This window comes from Hansschlegelia quercus (assembly GCF_004310425.1).
Taxonomy (GTDB): domain Bacteria; phylum Pseudomonadota; class Alphaproteobacteria; order Rhizobiales; family Methylopilaceae; genus Methylopila; species Methylopila quercus.
This window is the reverse complement of sequence record NZ_SIUB01000004.1, coordinates 215,001-233,805: the sequence shown is the minus strand read 5'-3', so window position 1 is coordinate 233,805 and position 18,805 is coordinate 215,001. Positions and strand designations below refer to the sequence as shown.

Annotated in this window: 17 protein-coding genes; 7 read left to right on the top strand and 10 right to left on the bottom strand. The window is 67.6% G+C overall.

All coding sequences use genetic code 11. The features are described 5' to 3' along the window. Positions 1-4 precede the first annotated feature (4 nt). Positions 5-487 (top strand): DUF3429 domain-containing protein, encoded by a 483-nt coding sequence (locus EYR15_RS10520; protein ID WP_131003493.1) that lies wholly within the window; start codon positions 5-7, stop codon positions 485-487. Positions 488-579: 92 nt separating this feature from the next. Further along, the gene (locus tag EYR15_RS10515; RefSeq protein ID WP_245498248.1) at positions 580-1,269 is read left to right on the top strand and encodes a hypothetical protein; all 690 of its coding nucleotides are present in this window, start codon (positions 580-582) and stop codon (positions 1,267-1,269) included. A gap of 24 nt (positions 1,270-1,293) precedes the next feature. Here the strand turns inward: EYR15_RS10515 and pdeM are convergent, their stop codons facing one another. Beyond that, positions 1,294-2,004 (bottom strand): ligase-associated DNA damage response endonuclease PdeM, encoded by a 711-nt coding sequence (pdeM, locus tag EYR15_RS10510; protein WP_131003492.1) that lies wholly within the window; start codon positions 2,002-2,004, stop codon positions 1,294-1,296. A 58-nt stretch (positions 2,005-2,062) separates the two neighbouring features. Then, a complete protein-coding gene (locus EYR15_RS10505) occupies positions 2,063-4,585 on the bottom strand; it encodes a ligase-associated DNA damage response DEXH box helicase (protein ID WP_245498247.1) in 2,523 nt (840 codons plus the stop codon). Between the two features lie 118 nt (positions 4,586-4,703). On the opposite strand from EYR15_RS10505, the gene EYR15_RS10500 reads away from it, so the two are divergent. Together EYR15_RS10500 and EYR15_RS10495 are read left to right on the top strand one after the other, a co-directional pair. Beyond that, the gene (locus EYR15_RS10500) at positions 4,704-5,744 is read left to right on the top strand and encodes a ligase-associated DNA damage response exonuclease (protein WP_131003596.1); all 1,041 of its coding nucleotides are present in this window, start codon (positions 4,704-4,706) and stop codon (positions 5,742-5,744) included. Then, entirely contained in the window at positions 5,741-7,384 is a 1,644-nt protein-coding gene (locus tag EYR15_RS10495; protein WP_131003490.1) for a cisplatin damage response ATP-dependent DNA ligase, read from the top strand. The genes EYR15_RS10500 and EYR15_RS10495 overlap by 4 nt, the downstream gene beginning before the upstream one ends. A gap of 7 nt (positions 7,385-7,391) precedes the next feature. On the opposite strand, the gene EYR15_RS10490 is transcribed toward EYR15_RS10495, so the two are convergent. From EYR15_RS10490 to EYR15_RS10470, 5 genes are read right to left on the bottom strand one after another with little or no spacing between them, the layout of a single operon-like run. Next, a complete protein-coding gene (locus EYR15_RS10490; protein ID WP_131003489.1) occupies positions 7,392-8,129 on the bottom strand; it encodes an NTP transferase domain-containing protein in 738 nt (245 codons plus the stop codon). Then, positions 8,126-9,253, bottom strand: coding sequence for a dATP pyrophosphohydrolase (locus tag EYR15_RS10485; RefSeq protein WP_131003488.1), 1,128 nt, complete (start codon positions 9,251-9,253; stop codon positions 8,126-8,128). The genes EYR15_RS10490 and EYR15_RS10485 overlap by 4 nt, the downstream gene beginning before the upstream one ends. A 2-nt stretch (positions 9,254-9,255) precedes the next feature. Continuing rightward, on the bottom strand, positions 9,256-10,383 hold the full coding sequence (locus EYR15_RS10480) for an LptF/LptG family permease (RefSeq protein WP_131003487.1): 1,128 nt from the start codon (positions 10,381-10,383) through the stop codon (positions 9,256-9,258). Beyond that, positions 10,384-11,598, bottom strand: coding sequence for an LptF/LptG family permease (locus tag EYR15_RS10475; RefSeq protein ID WP_131003486.1), 1,215 nt, complete (start codon positions 11,596-11,598; stop codon positions 10,384-10,386). Beyond that, positions 11,598-12,035, bottom strand: a complete 438-nt coding sequence (locus tag EYR15_RS10470) for an HIT family protein (RefSeq protein ID WP_131003485.1) — start codon at positions 12,033-12,035, stop codon at positions 11,598-11,600. Before EYR15_RS10470 ends, EYR15_RS10475 begins: the two co-directional genes overlap by 1 nt. A gap of 94 nt (positions 12,036-12,129) precedes the next feature. Here EYR15_RS10470 and EYR15_RS10465 point away from each other — a divergent pair, with 94 nt between their 5' ends. Genes EYR15_RS10465 through EYR15_RS10455 form a run of 3 tightly spaced genes read left to right on the top strand, consistent with a single transcriptional unit; the run spans position 12,130 to position 15,130 of the window. Beyond that, positions 12,130-13,266: a CDP-alcohol phosphatidyltransferase family protein gene (locus EYR15_RS10465; protein ID WP_131003484.1), complete on the top strand. Its 1,137-nt coding sequence runs from the start codon at positions 12,130-12,132 to the stop codon at positions 13,264-13,266. Continuing rightward, the gene (locus EYR15_RS10460; protein ID WP_165455472.1) at positions 13,263-14,195 is read left to right on the top strand and encodes a diacylglycerol kinase family protein; all 933 of its coding nucleotides are present in this window, start codon (positions 13,263-13,265) and stop codon (positions 14,193-14,195) included. The genes EYR15_RS10465 and EYR15_RS10460 overlap by 4 nt, the downstream gene beginning before the upstream one ends. Further along, a complete protein-coding gene (locus EYR15_RS10455; protein WP_131003482.1) occupies positions 14,192-15,130 on the top strand; it encodes a hypothetical protein in 939 nt (312 codons plus the stop codon). The genes EYR15_RS10460 and EYR15_RS10455 overlap by 4 nt, the downstream gene beginning before the upstream one ends. On the opposite strand, the gene spt is transcribed toward EYR15_RS10455, so the two are convergent. The 3 genes from spt to EYR15_RS10440 all read right to left on the bottom strand — a co-directional run bounded on the left by spt (position 15,048) and on the right by EYR15_RS10440 (position 18,756). Then, positions 15,048-16,367: a serine palmitoyltransferase gene (gene spt / locus EYR15_RS10450; RefSeq protein ID WP_131003481.1), complete on the bottom strand. Its 1,320-nt coding sequence runs from the start codon at positions 16,365-16,367 to the stop codon at positions 15,048-15,050. The two genes, EYR15_RS10455 and spt, sit on opposite strands and share 83 nt — an antisense overlap. Further along, the gene (locus tag EYR15_RS10445) at positions 16,367-16,615 is read right to left on the bottom strand and encodes an acyl carrier protein (RefSeq protein ID WP_131003480.1); all 249 of its coding nucleotides are present in this window, start codon (positions 16,613-16,615) and stop codon (positions 16,367-16,369) included. Before EYR15_RS10445 ends, spt begins: the two co-directional genes overlap by 1 nt. A 449-nt stretch (positions 16,616-17,064) precedes the next feature. Next, the gene (locus EYR15_RS10440) at positions 17,065-18,756 is read right to left on the bottom strand and encodes a fatty acyl-AMP ligase (RefSeq protein ID WP_131003595.1); all 1,692 of its coding nucleotides are present in this window, start codon (positions 18,754-18,756) and stop codon (positions 17,065-17,067) included. Positions 18,757-18,805 lie beyond the last annotated feature (49 nt).

The following is an 18,805-nucleotide window of genomic DNA, read 5'->3' as shown; positions in this document are numbered from 1 at the left end:
GACCATGACGCTGATCGCATCGGAGCCGGTAGGGGACGATTCCGAGATACCGGAATTGCCGCTTGCGCTCGGCCTCGCGGGTCTCGCGCCCTTCATCGGGCTCGCGCTCTGCGTCGCGCTGGGCGCGCCGCCGTTTTGGGACGTCGCGCCCGCCATGGCGCTGCTGGGCTACGGCGCGACTATTCTGTCCTTCCTCGGAGGGGCGCATTGGGGCCTCGCCCTCCGGCACCCGAACGGGAGCTTGAGAGCGAAGCTCTACGTCGGCGCGATGGCGCCGCCGCTATGGGGTTGGGCGGGCCTGATCGTCGGAGGATCGATCGGCCTCGCCATGATGGTCGTCGGCCTCGTCGTCCATGGCGCGGTGGACGGCGCATTCGCGACGCGGTTCGCCGCGCCGCGATGGTACGGGCGTCTCAGGCTTCTGCTTGCGGCGCTAGCGACGGTTTCGATGATCGCCGCAGCGGTGGTGGTCGCGTATGGAGGCTGAAAGGCCTCCCGAGTTTGGCGAACGTATTTGGCGGTGCTAGTTTCGGCACGGGGAGCGGCGCGCAGGCGCCATCGGCGGGAGCGGTCATTCCAGTGAGTTCGAGTCATCTGAAGCGCGCCGGCGCGGCCATGATTTCGGTCGCGGCGCTGTCTTTTGGCGCGCCTGCCCAGGCCGCGGATCCCGCGCCGGCGGCGGCCACGGAGACCGGAAGCGGCTTCCAGTTCCTGCCCTGGGGCAGCGAACCTTGCGCCATGACCTGTTCGGTCACCGGCTACGCCGGCGTCTATGTCGCGACCGCGATGTCGAGCCTTTTCCTCAAGGGCCGCTTGTTCGCGCCCTGGACCTGGGACACGACGGACAACCAGTTCATCGGCGCGTCTGCTTCGCGCAAGTTCGCGACCTACGAGAACCTCTGGGATCTCGAGGCCGAGGTTGGGATCGGCAAGCGCTTCGGATCAGGGCTGAACGGCGGGGAGGTCTGGACCGCCATGTACTGGCGCTGGAACTACTTCCCCTGGAACGACTACATCCGCACCACCGTCGCGGTGTCGACCGGCCTGAACGTCGCGAGCAAGATCGACCGCATCGAGGATGAGAAGTCCACGAGCAACTCGCACCTTCTGCATTACCTTGCGCCGGAGATCACGTTCGGTCTGCCCGACCAGCCGAATTGGAACCTGGTTTTGCGCTTCCATCACCGCTCGGGCGGCAAGCTTGGCGTGTTCAACGACAACAGCGGCGGCGCTCAGTATCAAACGGTTGGCCTGCGCTACACGTGGTGATCCGACGAGCGGCTTGAGGGCGGCTCAGTCAGGCCTGAGCCCGTGGGTGGGAATGGCGTAGACGCCTTCTTCGCCCAGCATCCAGGCCGTCAGCGCGCCGGGTCGGAACAGGCTGCCGAAGGCGGCGTCCCGCACGTTCAATCCGCCCGCATAGGCGCCGAAGGCCGGCAGCACGACCCGCGCACCATCGGTCGCGAAGCATCGCCGCCTGAGTCGCCGGCCACGAACTTCGATTTTCGCGACGGGATGCAGGTGGCCGGCAAGCTCGCCCTGCGCGCCGGCGCTCGGCTCATGTCTCAGCGTCAGAGCCCCAAGGCTCATCACAGCCAGCGACTCTCCTCCGCAGCCTGCAGGCGGTTCGGGATCGTGATTGCCCGCGACCCAGATCCAGTCGCGGCCGTTCTGGAGCGCGGCGAGCGAGACGCGGTCAGCTTCGTTCAGCCGGGCTGGCGCCGCGCGATCGTGGAAACTGTCACCGAGCGCGATCACTGCCCGTGGCCGGTAGGTGTCGATCAACTGCGCTAGGCGACCGAGCGTCGTCGCGGTGTCGTAAGGCGGCAGGAACTGCCCGCGCCGCGCATAGGACGATCCCTTCTCGAGATGGAGATCCGCGACGATCAGCGCGCTCGACGACGGCTCGTAGAGCGCGCCGGCGACGTCGGCCACGAGCGCGACGCCGGCGACGGAGATCGTGGGCTCGACGATGTCGCGGCGGAGGACGGCGGAAAGAATCATGCGGAGGAACGTAGCAGGAACCGCGTAGGCGGGTCCATGGCGGGATACCGCCAAAGCGTCATCGCGGCCCCATCGCCTCTTCCACCAGCGTCTCCGCCGCCTCCTTGAGCAGCATGTCCTGAAAGGCGCCGTAGACGGGCTCGCGGCCGACCTCGAGCAGGATCGGGACCGCAAGCGGGGAGACGCGATCGAGCGCGCGGTGTTCGATCCGGCCCTTGGTGCGGTCCAGGAACTCGACGACGCGTTCGAGGTCGATGAGGCCGCGCGCGGCGTCGGCGCGGGCGGCGCGCAACAGCACATGGCCGGGCTCGTGACGGCGGAGCACGTCGTAGATCAGGTCGGTCGACATCGTGATCTGCCGGCCCATCTTCCGGGCGGCTCCGACGACGTTGCGATCTATCAAGCCGCCGATGATCGCGCAGTTGCGGAAGGTCCGCTTCATCAGCGCGCTGTCGGCCATCCAGGCTTCCAGGTCGTCGCCGAGCATGTCCTGGTCGAAAAGGCCGTCGAGCGACAGAAGATCGCCGTCGAGCATCGCGCTCATGTCGGACAGGCCCCAGATCGCCAGTGCGTAGTCGCTCGCCACGAATCCCATCGGCCGTGCGTGAGCGCGCTCAAGCCGGCGCGTGAGCAGCATGCCGAGCGTCTGGTGCGCCAGACGGCCTTCGAAGGGGTAGGTCACGAGGAAGTGCTTTCCAGCGCGTGGGAAAGTCTCGACGAGAAGCCGGTTTCGGTCCGGAATCACCGAGCGCTCGGCTTGGTAGGTTAGCCATTCCCGGACCTGAGTCGGCAGCGTGTCCCAGGTCTCGGGCGCGTCGAGAATGGCGCGCACCCGCGCCGCGACGTCGGTCGTCAGCGGCATGCGCCCGCCGACATAGGTCGGCACCTTCGGCGCTTCGGAAGACGAGCGCGAGACGTAGATCTCGTTCTCGATCAGCGCCTCGTAGCGCAGGATCTCGCCGCCGAACATGAAGGTGTCGCCCGGCGACATGGTCGCGACGAAATATTCCTCGATCTCACCGAGGACCCGCCCGCCGAAGTTGGCCTTCCCAACGACGCCGCCGGCCGCGCGCCGGACCTTGCCCAGCCGGACCTTGTAGGAGACGGCCTCGATGATCGTGCCGATATTCATCCGCCAGCGCTGCGCGACGCCGGGATTGGCGACGCGCCACAGGCCGTCCTGCGTCTGGCGGATCTTGGCGTAGCGTTCATAGGAGCGGAGCGAGTAGCCGCCGGTCGCAACGAATTCGACGACGTCGTCGAATGTCGCGCGGTCGAGGGCGGCGTACGGGGACGCCGACGTCACCTCCGAATAGAGCGCGTCGGCGTCGAACGGACCGCCGCAGGCGACGCCGAGCACGTGCTGCGCCAGCACGTCGAGCCCGCCGGGCTTCACCGTCTCCGCGTCCTGCTCGCCTGCGAGCGCCGCTTCCCGGGCGGCCTCGCATTCGATGACCTCGAACCGGTTCGCCGGCACCATCAGGGCCTTAGACGGTTCGTCCAACCGGTGGTTGGCGCGGCCGGTGCGCTGGAGCAGGCGCGACGAACCCTTGGGCGAGCCGATATGGACGACGAGGTCTACGTCGCCCCAGTCGATGCCGAGATCGAGCGTCGAGGTCGCCACGACGGCCTTCAGCCGGCCTTCCCCCATCGCCGCCTCAACCCGACGGCGCTGGCCGACGTCGAGCGATCCGTGGTGGAGCGCGATCGGTAGCGTGTCCTCGTTGACCTTCCACAGCTCCTGGAACGTCATCTCCGCCTGAGCGCGCGTGTTGGCGAACAGCAGCGTCGTCTTGTGGCGCTTGATCGCCTCGTAGATCTCGGGGATCGCGTGACGCGCCGTGTGCCCCGACCAGGGCAGCCGCTCGTCGGTCGCGTGGATCGTGATGTCCGGCGCGGCCCCGTCTTTGATCTCCACAAGCTCAGCCATCGCCGCGCCGCGCCGCGGATCGACCAGCCAGCGACGGAGCTCCTCCGGCCCCTTCACCGTCGCCGAAAGGCCGGCCATGACGAGATCGGGCGCGAGGGCGCGGATGCGGGCGAGGGCAAGGGCGAGCTGATCGCCACGCTTGGTCGGCGCGAGCGCGTGCAATTCGTCCACTACGACGCGCCGCACAGTCTCGAACAGCCGGCTCGCGCCGGGATCGCCGATCAGGAGGGCGAGTTGCTCTGGCGTCGTCAGGAGGATGTCCGGCGGTTCTCGCTTCTGCCGCTGGCGGCGGCTGGCCGGCGTATCGCCGGTGCGCCCCTCGATGCGGATGTTCAGGCCCATCTCCGCGACGGGCCGTTCGAGGTTGCGCGCGACGTCGACCGCAAGGGCCTTCAGCGGCGAGACATAGAGCGTGTGGATGCCCGGATTGTCGCCTCGCGGGCTTTCCGCGAGCTCGACCAGCGTAGGCAGGAAGCCCGCGAGCGTCTTGCCGGCGCCCGTCGGCGCGATCAGCAGCGCGTCCTTGTCGGCCTTGGCGAGCGAAAGCAGTTCGAGCTGATGCGCACGCGGCGTCCACCCGCGCCCAGCGAACCATCGCAGGAACCGGTCGGGCAGCAGCGGGACGGCCTCGGTGCGGCGGGCGGTGGACACGGGAGATAGATAAGAGCTGCAGGCGTCGAGAGGAGGGGCTGAGTAGCGCGCGATCGCCGGAGAGGCTTCGATGCGCCCGCCTGTTTCTCGGCCCGCAAAGCCCCATCTCTCCTTCCGCATGCGCCCCGAAGATCTGCTCTGTCCCACCCCCCGCGGCCTCTTTTGCCCGCCGGCCGACGCCTATATCGACCCGATGCGGCCTGTGGAGCGGGCGTTCGTGACCCATGGCCACGCTGATCACGCGCGGCCGGGCAACGACGCGGTGATGGCGACGCCGGAGACGCTCGCCATTATGGCGGCGCGGTACGGCGAGGATTTCTGCAGGACGCGCCAGTCGGCGCCCTACGGGAAGACCACCGACGTCAACGGCGTGAAGGTGAGCTTTCACCCTGCGGGCCATGTGCTCGGGGCCGCGCAAATCAGGCTGGAGTGGAAGGGTTTTCGCGCCGTGATATCCGGCGACTACAAGCGCGCTTACGACCCGACAGCCGCCGATTTCGAGGTTGTGCCCTGCGACCTGTTCATCACCGAGGCGACCTTCGGGCTGCCGGTGTTCCGCCATCCGCCGGCGGAGGGCGAGATTGCGAAGCTCCTTGACAGCGTGGATCTGTTTCCCGAGCGGGCGCATCTCGTCGGAGCCTATTCGCTGGGGAAGGCGCAGCGGCTGATGAAGCTCCTGCGGATGGCCGGTTGGGAGAAGCCGATCCACCTCCACGGCGCGATGGTGCGGGTGACGGAGACTTACCAAGCGCTTGGGATCGACCTCGGCGAGACCGTCCGCGTCGAGCCCAAGGAGCGGGCGAAGCTCGGCGGCGCTATCGTGCTGTGCCCGCCTTCGGCGCTGCGCGAGCTCTGGGCGCGCAAGTTCCCCGATCCCGTCGCGGTGGCGGCCTCGGGCTGGATGCGGGTGCGCGCTCGCGCCCGCCAGAAGGGCGTCGAGCTGCCGCTTGTGGTCTCCGACCATTCGGACTGGGACGAGTTGCGACGCACGATCCTCGACACCGGCGCCGAAGAAATCTGGGTCACTCACGGCGAGGAGGACGCGCTGGTCCACTGGTGCGGGACGTCAGGCCTCAAGGCGCGCCCGCTGAGGCTCGTCGGCTATGGCGACGAAGGAGAGGCGGACGAGACGCCGCTTGAAGAGGCCGCAGAGGCATGAATCGCTTTGCCTTCCTGCTTGACCGCCTCTCTTACGAGCCGCGACGCAACGCCAAGATCCGGCTGATGGCGGATTACTTCCGCGAGACGCCGGACCCCGAGCGCGGCTGGGCGCTGGCGGCGCTGACCGGGGCGCTGTCGTTCCGGCACGCCAAGCCCGGCATGATCCGCGGCCTCATCATGGAGCGGACGGACCCCGAGCTGTTCGCCATGTCCTACGACTATGTCGGCGATCTCGCGGAGACCGTCGCTCTGATGTGGCCGGGCGAGACCCGCGCCAACCGCGCGCCGCCGCTCTCCGAGATCGTCGAGGGTCTGCACGCCACGGCGAAGCTCGATTTGCCGAAGCGGCTCGCCGCCTGGCTGGACGCGCTCGACGAGACCGGTCGCTGGGCGCTTCTGAAGCTCATCACTGGCTCGCTACGCATCGGCGCCTCCGCCCGGCTCGCGAAGACGGCGGTCGCCGCGCTTGGCGAAAGCCATAAGCCGGACGACGTCGAGCTCGTCTGGCCGGGGCTTGTCCCGCCTTACGAAGACCTGTTCGCTTGGATGGAGGGCAGGGGGGAGCGGCCGTTCGCCGACGACCCCGCGCCGTTCCGGCCGCCGATGCTCGCTCATCCGCTCGAAGACGCGGACTTCCGGAGCTTTGATCCGCAGGCCTTCGTCGCCGAGTGGAAATGGGACGGCATCCGCGTGCAGGCCTCGGCCGGTAAGGACGCGGACGGCCGACACGTCGCCAGGCTGTGGAGCCGGTCGGGAGAGGATGTATCCGGCGCTTTCCCGGACCTCGTCGAAGCTCTGACCTTCGACGGCGCGATCGACGGCGAGCTGCTGATCCTGCGCGACGGTCGCGTGCAGACCTTCAACGTGCTGCAACAGCGGCTGAATCGGAAGGCGGTGACGCCCAAGCTCACTGCCGAGTTCCCCGCGCATATCCGCGCCTACGACCTGCTGTTCGAGGGGGGCGAGGACCTGCGCGAGCTGCCTTTCAGCGAGCGGCGCAAGCGCCTGGAGGCGTTCGTCGCGCGCGAGGCCAATCCGCGGGTCGACCTCTCGCAGATCGTGTCGTTCGAGGACTGGGACGGACTTGCCGCGGCGCGGCTCGATCCTGCGTCCGCCGGCGCCGGCGAGGACGCCGCCGCGGTCGAGGGGCTGATGGTGAAGCGCCACGACAGCCCTTATGTCGTCGGCCGGCCAAAGGGCCTGTGGTTCAAGTGGAAGCACGACCCGATGACGGTCGACGCCGTGCTGATGTACGCCCAGCGCGGGCACGGCAAACGGTCGTCGTTCTATTCGGACTACACGTTCGGCGTTTGGACCGAAGACGACGAGGGCGAGAAGCTCACGCCGGTCGGCAAGGCCTATTTCGGCTTCACCGACGAGGAGCTCGTCGAGCTCGACCGTTTCGTTCGCAAGAACACGATCAACCGCTTCGGCCCGGTGCGGGAGGTGGCGCATGAGCGCGAAATCGGGCTGGTGCTGGAGATCGCCTTCGAGGGCATCGCGCGCTCGGCGCGGCACAAGTCCGGCGTCGCGATGCGATTCCCGAGGGTCGCGCGCATCCGCTGGGACAAGCCGCCCCACGAGGCGGATCGGCTCGAGAGCTTGGAGAGGCTGATCGAGGAGCGGGAGAACGCGTGAGGAGGGCTCAGCCCTCTACGATCTGCCGCACGAGAATCAGGTCCGCCGGCTTGTCGACGTCCACCGCGGCGCGGCCGAAGGGCATCTCGACGACGCCCGCGCTGACGCCCGACAACCGCTCGATCGCGGCTACTCCGCGCGCGAGCGTCAGCCGGCCGAGGGCATAGTCCAGCACCGCGCGGGGACCGAGCTTTTGGAGGAGTTTTAGCGGCTTTTTGCGCAGCTGCTCGACCGAGCGCCACATCTCGACGGCCTTCACCGCCTCGCCGTCGCGGAAATAGAACATGTTGCAGCCCGAGAACGCCCCGTCCGCGAGCTTCAGGAAGGTCCGCTTAGTGCCAGGCGTCGACGCCATCACCACACTGTCGCGCGCAAGCGCGGCGGAGACGGTTCTGTCGGGCGTATTGTCGAGGAAATAGCGGACCCATTCCGGCTCGAGCAGCGCATGGTCCGCGGTCGTGACGAACAGCGGCGTCCCGAGCTGAGCGACCGCGGCCGCCACGCTTTCGCTCAAGGACGCCTTCGAGCGGATGATCTCGACGCCTTCGGTCGTCACCAGCTCGGGCCGGTCGATCGAGACCGCGATCCGGCCGACCCGGCCGCTCGCGCGGAGTGCGTTGACCACCCGGTCGAGCATGGCGACGCCGCCTACGGGGATCAGCGCCTTGTGGGAGACGCCGGCGAATTCGGCGAGCGCGTCCTTGCCCGGCCGGACGCCCGCGAGCACGAGCGCGGTGACGGTCATGGTACGAGCCGCTTCGAGTAGACGCGATAGGTCTTGTAGGGCTCGCCGTGGCTCAAGGCCTCGGCCATGTGCCGCATCGGCATGTTCGTCTCGAGGATCCACGACATCTCGACGTGGCGGATTTTCCGGGATCGGCCGACCTCGCGGAACTCCTTGAAGAGGTAGAGCGGCATGACGTTGCCGAGATAAGTTCCGTGGTATTCGCGGCGGACGCCCATCAGCGCGAAACGCGCCGACGAATATTTTCGCGCCTTCAGCCGCCAGATCAGCTTGGCCCAATTGAACGGCAGCAGCTTGCCGTGGAAATCGCGGATGATCTCGTTGAGGTTCGGCAGGCCGACGCCGAACGCGGCAGGCTTGCCGTTCACCTCCGCGATCCAGACGAGGTCCTCGTCGAGCAGCATCTTCATCGATTTCGCGAGATGATCGAGCTCATCCTTGGCGAAGGGCACGAAGCCCCAATTGTCGGCCCAGGCGTCGTTGAAGATGTCGATGATCGCCGCGAGTTCGCGGTCGTACTGCTTCCAGTCGATATGGCGCACCGTCAGCCCCGCGGGCGCCGGCCGCGCAAAGACGCGCTCGATCGCCTTGGGGAAAGGGACCGCGGTGTCGAGCAGATAGGCGTAGAGGTCCATCGCCTTGGAATAGCCAGCCGCCTCGATGTGGGGGGCGAGGTAAGGCGGGTCGTGCGGCATCAGCAGCATGGAGGGCGTGTCGTGGCCCTCGACTAGCAGGCCGATCTCCTCGTTGATCGAGAGATTGAACGGACCTTGGATCTCCGCCTTGCCGCGGGCGCGGTGGAAGCGCTCGACCTCGGCGAACAGCGCCGCGAAGATCTCCGGATCGTTCTCGCCGGAGACGAGGCCGAAATGGCCGACCTCGCCGGTGCGCCGGTCGACCTGGGCGGAGATACGGCCGACGGGGCGCCCGCCCTTCATCGCGAGGAAGAACTCGGCCTCCATGTAATTGAACAGCGGGTTCTTGGTGCGCGACAGCGATTCCTTCCGCTCGAAGTCGAGCGGCGCGATGTAGTTCGGGTCGCCCGCGCTCAGCCGCTTCGGCAGCGCGATGAAGGCGTCGAAATCTGCTTTCGAGACGACGCGCTTGATTTCGACCGCGCTCATGTTCAGGCCTCCGCCAGCCGGGCGTCCCGGCCCGCCGGCGCTTTCGGCGCCGGCCAACCGCCATCGATCCGGCGCAGCCGCCAGAGTCCATAGACGGCGAAAATCACGAGCCCGGACCAGGCGCCGATGACGGGGCGCACCACGTCCGTCAGCGCGAGCGTCGAAAGCAGCCCGTCGCACAACATGAAGATCAGCCCACCGGCGACCGCGACGACCGCATGGCGCGCCGAACGCTGGTCGCGCCAGTTCACCAGCGCGGCCGGCATCGAAAGCAGCACCATGACAATCGTGCCGAGGGGGCCTGCGTAAACCCGCTCGACCAGCGTCTGATAGAAGGCGATCGGCGCGTTCGGCGTCGCCTCGCCCGCGAGCACGGCGCGGGCCGCGGTCAGCGAGACGCGGCTTTCGGGCGTCAGCGCCGAGAGCACGTCGTCGGGCGTCATGGTCGTCGCCCACGGGCCGTCGGCCGGCGTGCGGACGTTGAAGTTCGCCCGCGTCCAGTCGATCCGTTCCGCATCCTTCAGGATCCAGCGGCCGTTCTCCCAGCGCGCTTCGCTGGCGACGGTGCGGGAGGTGACGATCTTGCTCGCGTCGCGATCGTAGATCTTCAGCGATTTCAGCTTGCGGCCACGATTGTTGACCCGGTCGAAGGACACGACCGCGTCGCCCACGCGGATCCAGGTCGGCTTGACGTCTTTGCCGTCCTGGCTCGCCTCCTCGTCAGCGGCATGGGTCGCGAGGATCGCGAGGCGCGCTTCCGAGCGCGGCACGACGACGTCGATCAGCGTCGACTGCAGCAGGGTCAGCACGATCGCGCCCGGCAGCATCATCAGGAACATCAGCCAGGTGCTGCGCCCGGCCGAGCGCATCGCCGCGATCTCGCTGTTGCGGGCGAGCGTCAGCAGGGTCAGCAGGGCGCCGATCAAGGCGCCGAGCGGCAGCGCGCGGGTCAGCAGCATTGGCATCTTGAGTCCGGCGTAGCGCAGCAGCCCGGCCAGGCCTTCGCCCTGGTCGAGGATGTCGCCGGCGTTATCGACGAGGTCGAGAACCTGCATGATGAAGGCGAGGATCAGCGCGGCGGAAAGCGCGCGGCGGATCAGCATGCCGCTGAGATACCGGGTGAAACGCATCTAGCCCTGCGCAGTCCTTGTGCGGAAGCGGCCGATCGTGCGGCGCCCGAGCGCCTGGACAGCTTCGCTCATCCTGTCGATCGCGCGCGAGACGGCGGTGTCGCCGGGCCGGTCAGTGCTGGTGAAGAACAGCCAGGTCGAGAAGGCGGCAAAGAGAATGAACGGAACCCAGAGCGCGACGGCCGCGGGCGCGCGGCCCTTGTGGGCGAAGGTCTCGCCGATCTGCAGCGCGTTGTGGAACAGGATCATCAGCACGGCGGCCGCAGCGGCGTTGCCGAAGCGCGTGTTGCGGCGGAGCGTCATGCTGAGCGGCACGATGAGGAGCGGCAGGAACGGCAGCGACAGCGACCGAACGATGCGGGAATGGAACTCCGCCTGCAGCTCATTCAGCGGAGAGGACGGCGGCTGCGCGCTCATCTCGCTCCAGAGCTCGGTCAGCGTTAGCTCGCGCTCATTGCCGCCGCGCGGCCGGAAAGGCGGCGCCTCGAGGGCGAACTTCTTGTCGAGCACGAGCTCCTGGAAACGCAACGTGCTCGGCCGCGCCGCCCCGTAATCCCGCACCACGACGCCGTTGTGAAGTCTAAGCTGGATCTGGGCTCTGTCGGGGGTCAGCTCCAGCGTTCCGCTGACCGAGGTCGTCACCACCTCGACGCCGTTCTCGCGGTTCTGGATGAAGACGCCTGTGAGCTGGCGGCCGGTCTTGTCGACCTCGTCGGCGGTGATCGTCAGCCCGTCCTTGGCGCTGATGAAGGTCGCGGCCGGCGCATGCGCGCGCCAGGCATAGGTGACGCCCGAATTCAGGATGTCTCGATAGGCGTAGCGGGAGAGCGGCGCGATGAAGCCCGTGACCGCGATGCTGACCACCGCGAGCACACAGCCGAGCGCGATCAGCGGCCGGGTGACCGACGGGATCGACACGCCGCTCGCCAGCATGGCCTCCAGCTCGGCGCCCAGCGAGAGCCGCGAAATCGCGCTGAACACGCCGAGCGCGAAGCCCGCAGGTAGCGCGAAGCCGAGATAATGCGGCACGAGATTGGCCGACAGCGCGAACACGAGGAAGACCGGCGCGCCGGCCGTGGCGAGCAGATCGACGAGCCTCAGCACGCGTTCCAGCAGCAGCGCGGCGAGCACCACGGCGAGCGCGCCGAACATCGGCTTCAGCGCGAGCCTCAAGACATAGCGTTCGAGCAGCCTGAGGCCGAGGAGATGGCCCATCAGACGCCAGCCCAGCGCGACTTCAGCGCGCCCGCGAGCGCGTCGATCTGGCCCTCATCGAGGTCCGGCCCCGACGAAAGGTCCGGCGGTCCCGGCCAGCCGGCGTCCGAAATCTCGAGGTCGCCGAAGCTTCGCGCCCCGTCATAGCGAGGGATCACGTGGAAGTGGACGTCCGGGTCGACCATCATCAGCATGAGATAGTTGATCCGTTCGTAATCCGCGAACGGCTTCAGCATCGCCTCGATCCCGGAAATCGCGCGGCCGAGATCGCTGAAGGCCTGCGGCGACAGCGCGGAGAATGCCGTGGCGTCCTCCCGGCAGACCAGCACGAGGGAGCCGAGCGCCGGCTGCTTGGGCCGGACCAGCACGCTCCACGCGCCGACCTCCGCCACGAGGCTGCGCGGAAAGCCGAACTTCTCCATCGTCCTGTTGGCCATTTGCGGCGGCTCCTCGGGAGAGCGGGTGGCGAGCGGCGCTATTTGCCGCTAAACGACACGCGAAATCTCGGCATGCAATGGAAATGCGACAAGAATGACGGAAACGGGCAAAAGCGCGCAGGCGACGACTGCAGTCCTGCTCGGCGTCTCCGAGGTGCGCATCTGGGGCATGAGCTCGGCCGAGAGGCTGCGGCGGCAGCTCCTGAAGGTCAAGATCACCAACGTCGGCCAAGATATCGCCGCCGCCGCTACCGGCGGACGGGTGATCCTGCTGCGCGTCGACCATGCCTACGAGCAGCGGCTGATCGCAGCGCTCGCAGAGCGGCCGGACTGCGCGCTCATCGTCGCCGGCGTTCCTGTCGCCGCCAACGTCTCGGCGTCTGACGTCGCGACCGCGATGGCGGCGCTCGGAGGCCGCGGGCCGCTTCCGGTGGGCGTCGATGGGCTCGACGCCGAAGGTCTTGGCGGCTCCTACAATTTCCAGCTCCGCAAGCGCGAGATCGCCTACGCCGTTCCGCTCGACGCGACCACCGTAAAGGAGGTCGAGGACCGCAGCTTCGCCGCCTCCTACAAAGGCGTGACGGACGGGATCACCAAATATGTCTGGCCGGTCCCGGCGCAGATCGTCACCAAATGGTGCGCCGAGCGCGCCATCACGCCGAACCAGGTGACTTATCTCGGCATCGCGCTGATGTTCCTGGCGCTCGGGCTGTTCTGGCAAGGCTGGTACCTGACCGGCCTTATCCCAGCCTGGATCATGACCTTCCTCGACACGGTCGACGGCAAGCTCGCCCGCGTGACGATGACCTATTCCAAGTTCGGCGACGTGCTCGACCACGGCGTCGACCTGATCCACCCGCCGTTCTGGTGGTGGGCGTGGGTCATCGGATTGCCGGCCTACGGCCTGCCGATCGAGCGGCCGGACCTCGTCGTCTGGATCATCTTCGGCGGTTATGTCGTCCAGCGCATCCTCGAGGGCATCTTCGTGCGCGCCTTCGGCATGCACATGCACGTCTGGCGGCCGTTCGACAGCTTCTTCCGGCTGATCACGGCGCGGCGGAACCCGAACCTCGTGATCCTCACCGTCTTCACGCTGTTCGGCCGGCCCGACCTCGGCATGATCGCGACTGCGTGGTGGATCGTGCTGTCGCTCGTCGTCCACGCTGCGCAGATCGTCCAGGGCTTTTGGGCGCGTCGAAAGGGGCGGCTCACCTCCTGGCTCGAGGCGTGAGCGTCGTCGGGATCATTGCGAACGGACGGAGCTGGCGGAACACGCGCGAGGCGGTTCTGAACCACGCGCCGCCCGGAGTTCTCGTCGAAGCGCCCGAGACCCTGGACGGCTACCCCGCCGCGCTGACGCGCTTCGCTCAAGCAGGCGTGTCCGTGGTGGCGGTCGATGGCGGCGACGGCACGCTCCGGGACGTTCTGAGCGCGCTCCCGCAGGCCTATGGCGACAAGCCGCCCTCGATCGCCATCATTCCGAGCGGCAAGACCAACGTCGCCGCGCTCGACGTCGGCGGCGTCGCGCGGAGCGCGGAGGGACTGGAGCGGCTCGCGCAAGCGGCGACGAGTGGAGCATGGCGAGCGGAGGAGATCCGGCGGCCGATCATGGTGACGACGGATGGCTGGACACGGATCGGCTTCGTGTTCGGTCTCGGCGCCTACGAACGCACAACGCGGCTCGTGAACGAGAGGGTGCATTCGCGCGGCTTCGCGCAAGGGATCGGGGTTGCGCTCGGCGTGTTGATGGGCGGCGCGGCCGCCTTCGGCAAGGACCGCCAGATCTGGCGGAGCGGCGTCCCGCTTTCGATCGCAGTCGATGGCGCGCCCGCCCGCAGCGGCCACAGCTTCGTGCTGCTCGCGACCTCGCTTCACCGGCTGATCCTCAGGCTCTACCCCTTCTGGGGCGAGGGAGAGGGCGCGATCCGGCTGACAGAGATCGCCGCTCCGCCGCGGCGCCTTGCGCGCGGGTTCCTGGCGCTCGGCCTGGGCCGCAAGCCGTCCTTCGCCGATAAAGAGGGATACGCCAGCCTGCGCGCCGACCAGGTGTCTCTGACGCTGTCTGATCCCTTCATATTGGATGGCGACGCCTTCTCGCCGGGGCCGGACGGTCGCGTCGAGCTGAAGGCCGGGTCGGCGATCAGGTTCGTGAGCTTATGAGCGCGCCCGCCAGCCTCTCCGCCTTCGTCGCCGACGAACTCTTGTGTCCCGTTGCGCCGGCCGTCGCCGCGTTCGCGACGGAGATCGCGGGGCGGGGCGGAAGCGGCGTGGTCGGCGTGCTGTTCTACGGCTCGGCGCTGCGCACTGGCGCGACCGACGGGCTGCTCGATTTCTACGTCCTGCTCGACGACTTCGCGGCGTGGGACTGGGGCAAGGCGGCCGCACGGGGCGCGAAAACCTTGCCGCCGAACGTGGAATATGCCGAGGCCACCGCCGCCGGCATGACGCTGCGCGCCAAGATCGCGATCATGTCGCTCGCCCAGTTCCGCGACCACGCACAGGCGAAGAGCTACGACACCACGATTTGGGCGCGTTTCGCGCAGCCCTGCGCGTTGGTTTTCGCGCGTGACGACGCCGCGCGAGCGGCTGTGGCGGAGGCGGTCGCTCTGGCCGTCGGCGGGGCGGCATGGTGGGCGGCGCATCTCGGCCCGCGCTCCGCTCCGGCGGACGCATTCTGGCGCGCGCTGTTCGCGCGGACCTACGCCTCCGAGCTTCGTGTCGAAGGCGCTAACCGATCGAGCTCGATCGTCGACGCCGCGCCGGAGCGCTATGCCGCGATTCTGCCGCTTGCGCTTGCGGCGGAGGGGATCGGCTTTGTGGAAAGTGAGGGCGAGATCGCACCCGATCTCAACGATCAGGCGAGAGCGGATGCAGAAAGGGCTTGGGCGCGCCGGAAGCGCGTCGCCAAGCCCTTGAATCTTGCGCGGCTCGCGAAGGCCGCATTCACGTTTTCAGGCGGCGTGGATTACATCGCCTGGAAGATCGAGCGGCACTCCGGCCACAAGATCGAGATCACGCCATTCCAGCGCCGACATCCGCTGCTGGCCGCCGGGCCGGCGCTTTGGCGGCTCTGGCGCCAGGGCGTTCTGCGCTGACGCGCGGGAACTGCGTCACGTTCGAGTAATCGACGGCCTCGGCGTCGGGCAAGATGCCGAACTCGCGGCCGATGCGGGTCATCAGCTCGATCGCGAAGTCGATGTGCTCATTCGTGTGCGCCGCGCTCACGCTCGACCGCAGGAAGGCCGAGGAGTTCGGCGTTGCGGGCGGCAGCGCCAGGTTGAGGTACATGCCCTCGTCGACCAGACGGCGCCAGAACGCGGTCGCCACCGCGGCGTCGTTCAGGATCACGGCGACGATCGGGTTCGCCTCCGGCCCGACGGTGAAGCCGGCGTTCTTGAGGCCGTCGTAGAAGCGGCGCGAGTTGGCGCGCAGCTTCTGGCGGCGCTGCGGCTCCTTGCGGAGCGTCTCGAGCGCGGAGATCGTCGACGAAATCACCGCCGGCGGCAGCGAGGCCGTGAACATGTAGGGGCGGGCGGCGAGGCGCAGGATTTCGAAGCCTTCGATGCTCGAGACGCAGAAGCCGCCGACGCTGGCGAGGCTCTTCGAGAAGGTGCCGACCACGAAGTCGACGTCGTCCTCGACGCCCTCACGCTCCGCGAGGCCGCGGCCGCGCTGCCCGAGCACGCCCATCGAGTGCGCCTCGTCGACCATGAGGTAAGCGCCGAACTCGCGCTTCACGTCGACGAACTCCTTCAGCGGCGCGGTGTCGCCGAGCATGGAGTAGATGCCTTCTGCGACGATCAGCTTCTCGCCGGGAACGTCCTTCAGCCGAGCGAGGCGCTTGGCGAGGTCGTCGGGATTGTTGTGGCGGAAGCGCACGACCGGCGCATGGCCGAGCCGCGACGCGTCGTAGATCGAGGCGTGGCTGTCTGCGTCGATGATCAGGTGGTCGTCCTTGCCGACCAGCGTCGAGATCATGGCGAGGTTCGCCTGATAGCCGGTCGAGAACACCATGCAGTGCTTGCGGCCGTAGAAGTCGGCGAGCTCGCGCTCGAGCCGCTCATGCTCGCGATAACTGCCGTTCGCGATGCGCGAGCCGGTGGTGCCGGTGCCGTGCGTGCGGATCGCCTCGATCGAGCGCTCCATCGCAACCGGGTCGAAGGTCAGGCCGAGATAGTTGTTGGTGCCGAACAGCAGCGTGCGCTTGCCGTTCACCACGCCCTCGACCGACGAAATGATGTCGTCGAACTTGATCGAGAACGGGTCGCCGCCGCTCTGCTTCAGCGCGTCGTAGCGGGCCGCCAGCTGCGAGAACTTATCGAGGATTGCCATCACGCGTTACTCCGCAGCGTTTCGATCGTGTTCGCCAGATCGGCGACCGTCACAACGCTGGCCATGTCATTGAGCGGAATGGAGATGTCGAACCGGTCTTCCAGCGCCATGCAGAAGTTCATGACCGCGATGGAATCGAGACCAAGATCATTGACGATGTTCATCTCCGGCGAGAGCTCCACCCGCTTGTTCGTCACCGATTCCAGAACGTCAGAGATTTCCGGGATCAGCGTCGTTTCGTCCGTCATCTTCGCGCCTTGGCTTGGTCGCCGCCGCGAAGACGAGTGGACGACGGTAAACTAGAAATCGGTCGTTACTTCCGCAACATCGAAGGATACACTCTTCAATGCAGCATGTTACAGCGCCGAACGGTTATTGAGCACGAGTCGCGAAGGCTGGAGAAGCCAGCGAACTTGGATGCATTCGGACTGTTGCGGAAATGTCGTGCTCGGCGTTCAACGCCCATCACCGCCATCCCGCAGTCGCCCCATGGTCCCCAGTCCGAAGACTTCGTGGCGGCTCGCATCCCTTCATCATTCATAAGCCTGACGAATTCCTTACCGTTGACCGAACCGTTCGGTCAACGCCGCTGCTGATCCGGTCGAGCGGGCGGAGTGGGAGGCGCTTGCGCGAAGGGCTTCTTGGCTGTCGTCCGACTGGGAACGACGCGCTTGAAACGAAGTGTTTCAAATCGTGTTCAGGCGGTTTCGGCCTTCAACGACAAATAGAGTTCGCGCGAGCGCGCGCGGCTGAGCTTGCCGGACGAGGTGAGCGGCAGCGCGTGCGCGCCGACAAGGCGCACGACGACCGGAGTGCCGAATCGCTGGCGGAGCAGCGAGGCGACGTCAGTGGTGAGTTTTTCGCGAACCTCCGGCGCCCCACTGCGGGCCTGGACGAGCGCGACCACCTCTTCGCCCTCCGCATGGTCGACCGAGAACACCGCAACGTCGCCGCTCCGCAGGCCCTCGACGCCGCTCTCCACCGCCCATTCGAGATCCTGCGGCCAGACGTTGCGCCCGTTGACGAGGATGAGGTCCTTCGCTCGGCCCGTGATCACGATCTGCTTGTCGGCGACATAACCGAGGTCGCCGGTGTCGAGCCAGCCGTCGGGCGAGAGCGTCTCGGCCGTCGCCTCCGGCTCGCGGAAATAGTCGCGCATCAGGCTCGGCCCCCGCGCGAAGATGCGTCCCACGCGGCGTTCCGGCAGCGTCTCGCCTTCGGGCGAACGAACCTCGATCGCATGGCCGGGGAGAACCGGCCCACACAGGACGAATTCGCGGGCGCGCTCTTCGGAGGTCGAGGGCGAGGCGACGCCCTCGTTCTCGAGCGCGTCGAGGTCCAGCATGTCGGCGCGCAGGCCGTGATCGAGCGGCGCGAAGGTCAGCGCGAGCGTCGCCTCCGCCATGCCGTAGCTCGCGACATAGGCGCGCTGGTCAAAGCCGTGCGCTCGGAAACGGTCGGCGAAGCGGCGCAGCACGTGGGGACGGATCATATCGCCGCCGATGCCGGCGCAGCGCCAGGTCGAGATGTCGAGGTCGCCAAGATCCAGCGTCGCCGCGCGCTGGGCGGCGAGCTCGAAGCCAAAGCTCGGCGAATAGGAGATCGTCGCCTTCGCCCGCCCGATCATCTCGAGCCACAGCAGCGGGCGTCGTGCGAAGTCGCGGGTGGCGAGGTAGTCGACCGTCAGGTTCGCGACGATCGGGGCCAGCATGAAGCCGACTAGGCCCATGTCGTGGTAGAACGGCAGCCAGGAGACGCAGCGGTCGCCGGGGCGCACCACCAGGCCGTGACGGCTGATCGCCGTCGCGTTCGCCATCAGCGCGCGGTGGGTGACCGAGACTCCCTTCGGGAACCGCGTGCTGCCTGACGAGAACTGGATATAAGCGAGATCGTCGAGCTCCGGCCGCGTCAGCGGCCCTTCGACCGGCGCAGCCGCTTCGAGGTCTGCGATCGTCCCTGTCATCACGAGGGTGAGGCCGTCTGCGGCCTCGAGCAGCCAGTCCCTCATTGCGACGGGGGCGAAGGCCGCCGCTGCGTCGGCGGATTCGATCATCTTTCTGATATGAGCGAGATAGGCGTCGCGCCCGCCGAACGCCATCGGCAGCGGCATCGGGGCCGGCACGATGCGGGCATAGCCGCAGGCGAAGAAAAGCCGGACGAAATCGCCCTCGGTGTCGGCGATCAGCGCCACCCGGTCGCCCGGCTTCACGCCCGCGCCGAGCAGCTTCGCCGCCAGCGCGCGCGCCTCGTCCTTCAGTCGCGCATAGGGCAGGGCCTCGGAGAGGACGCCCCGGCCGGTATGGAAGTTGAAGCCTTCCTCGCCCTGGCCGGCGATCTCAAGGGCGTCGAGGATCGTCAGCCCGCGCTCCGCCGCGATCTCGGGGGTCATGACGAACGCGCCGTTCTCGATCATAGACTTGCAAACCTCGCAGAATGGT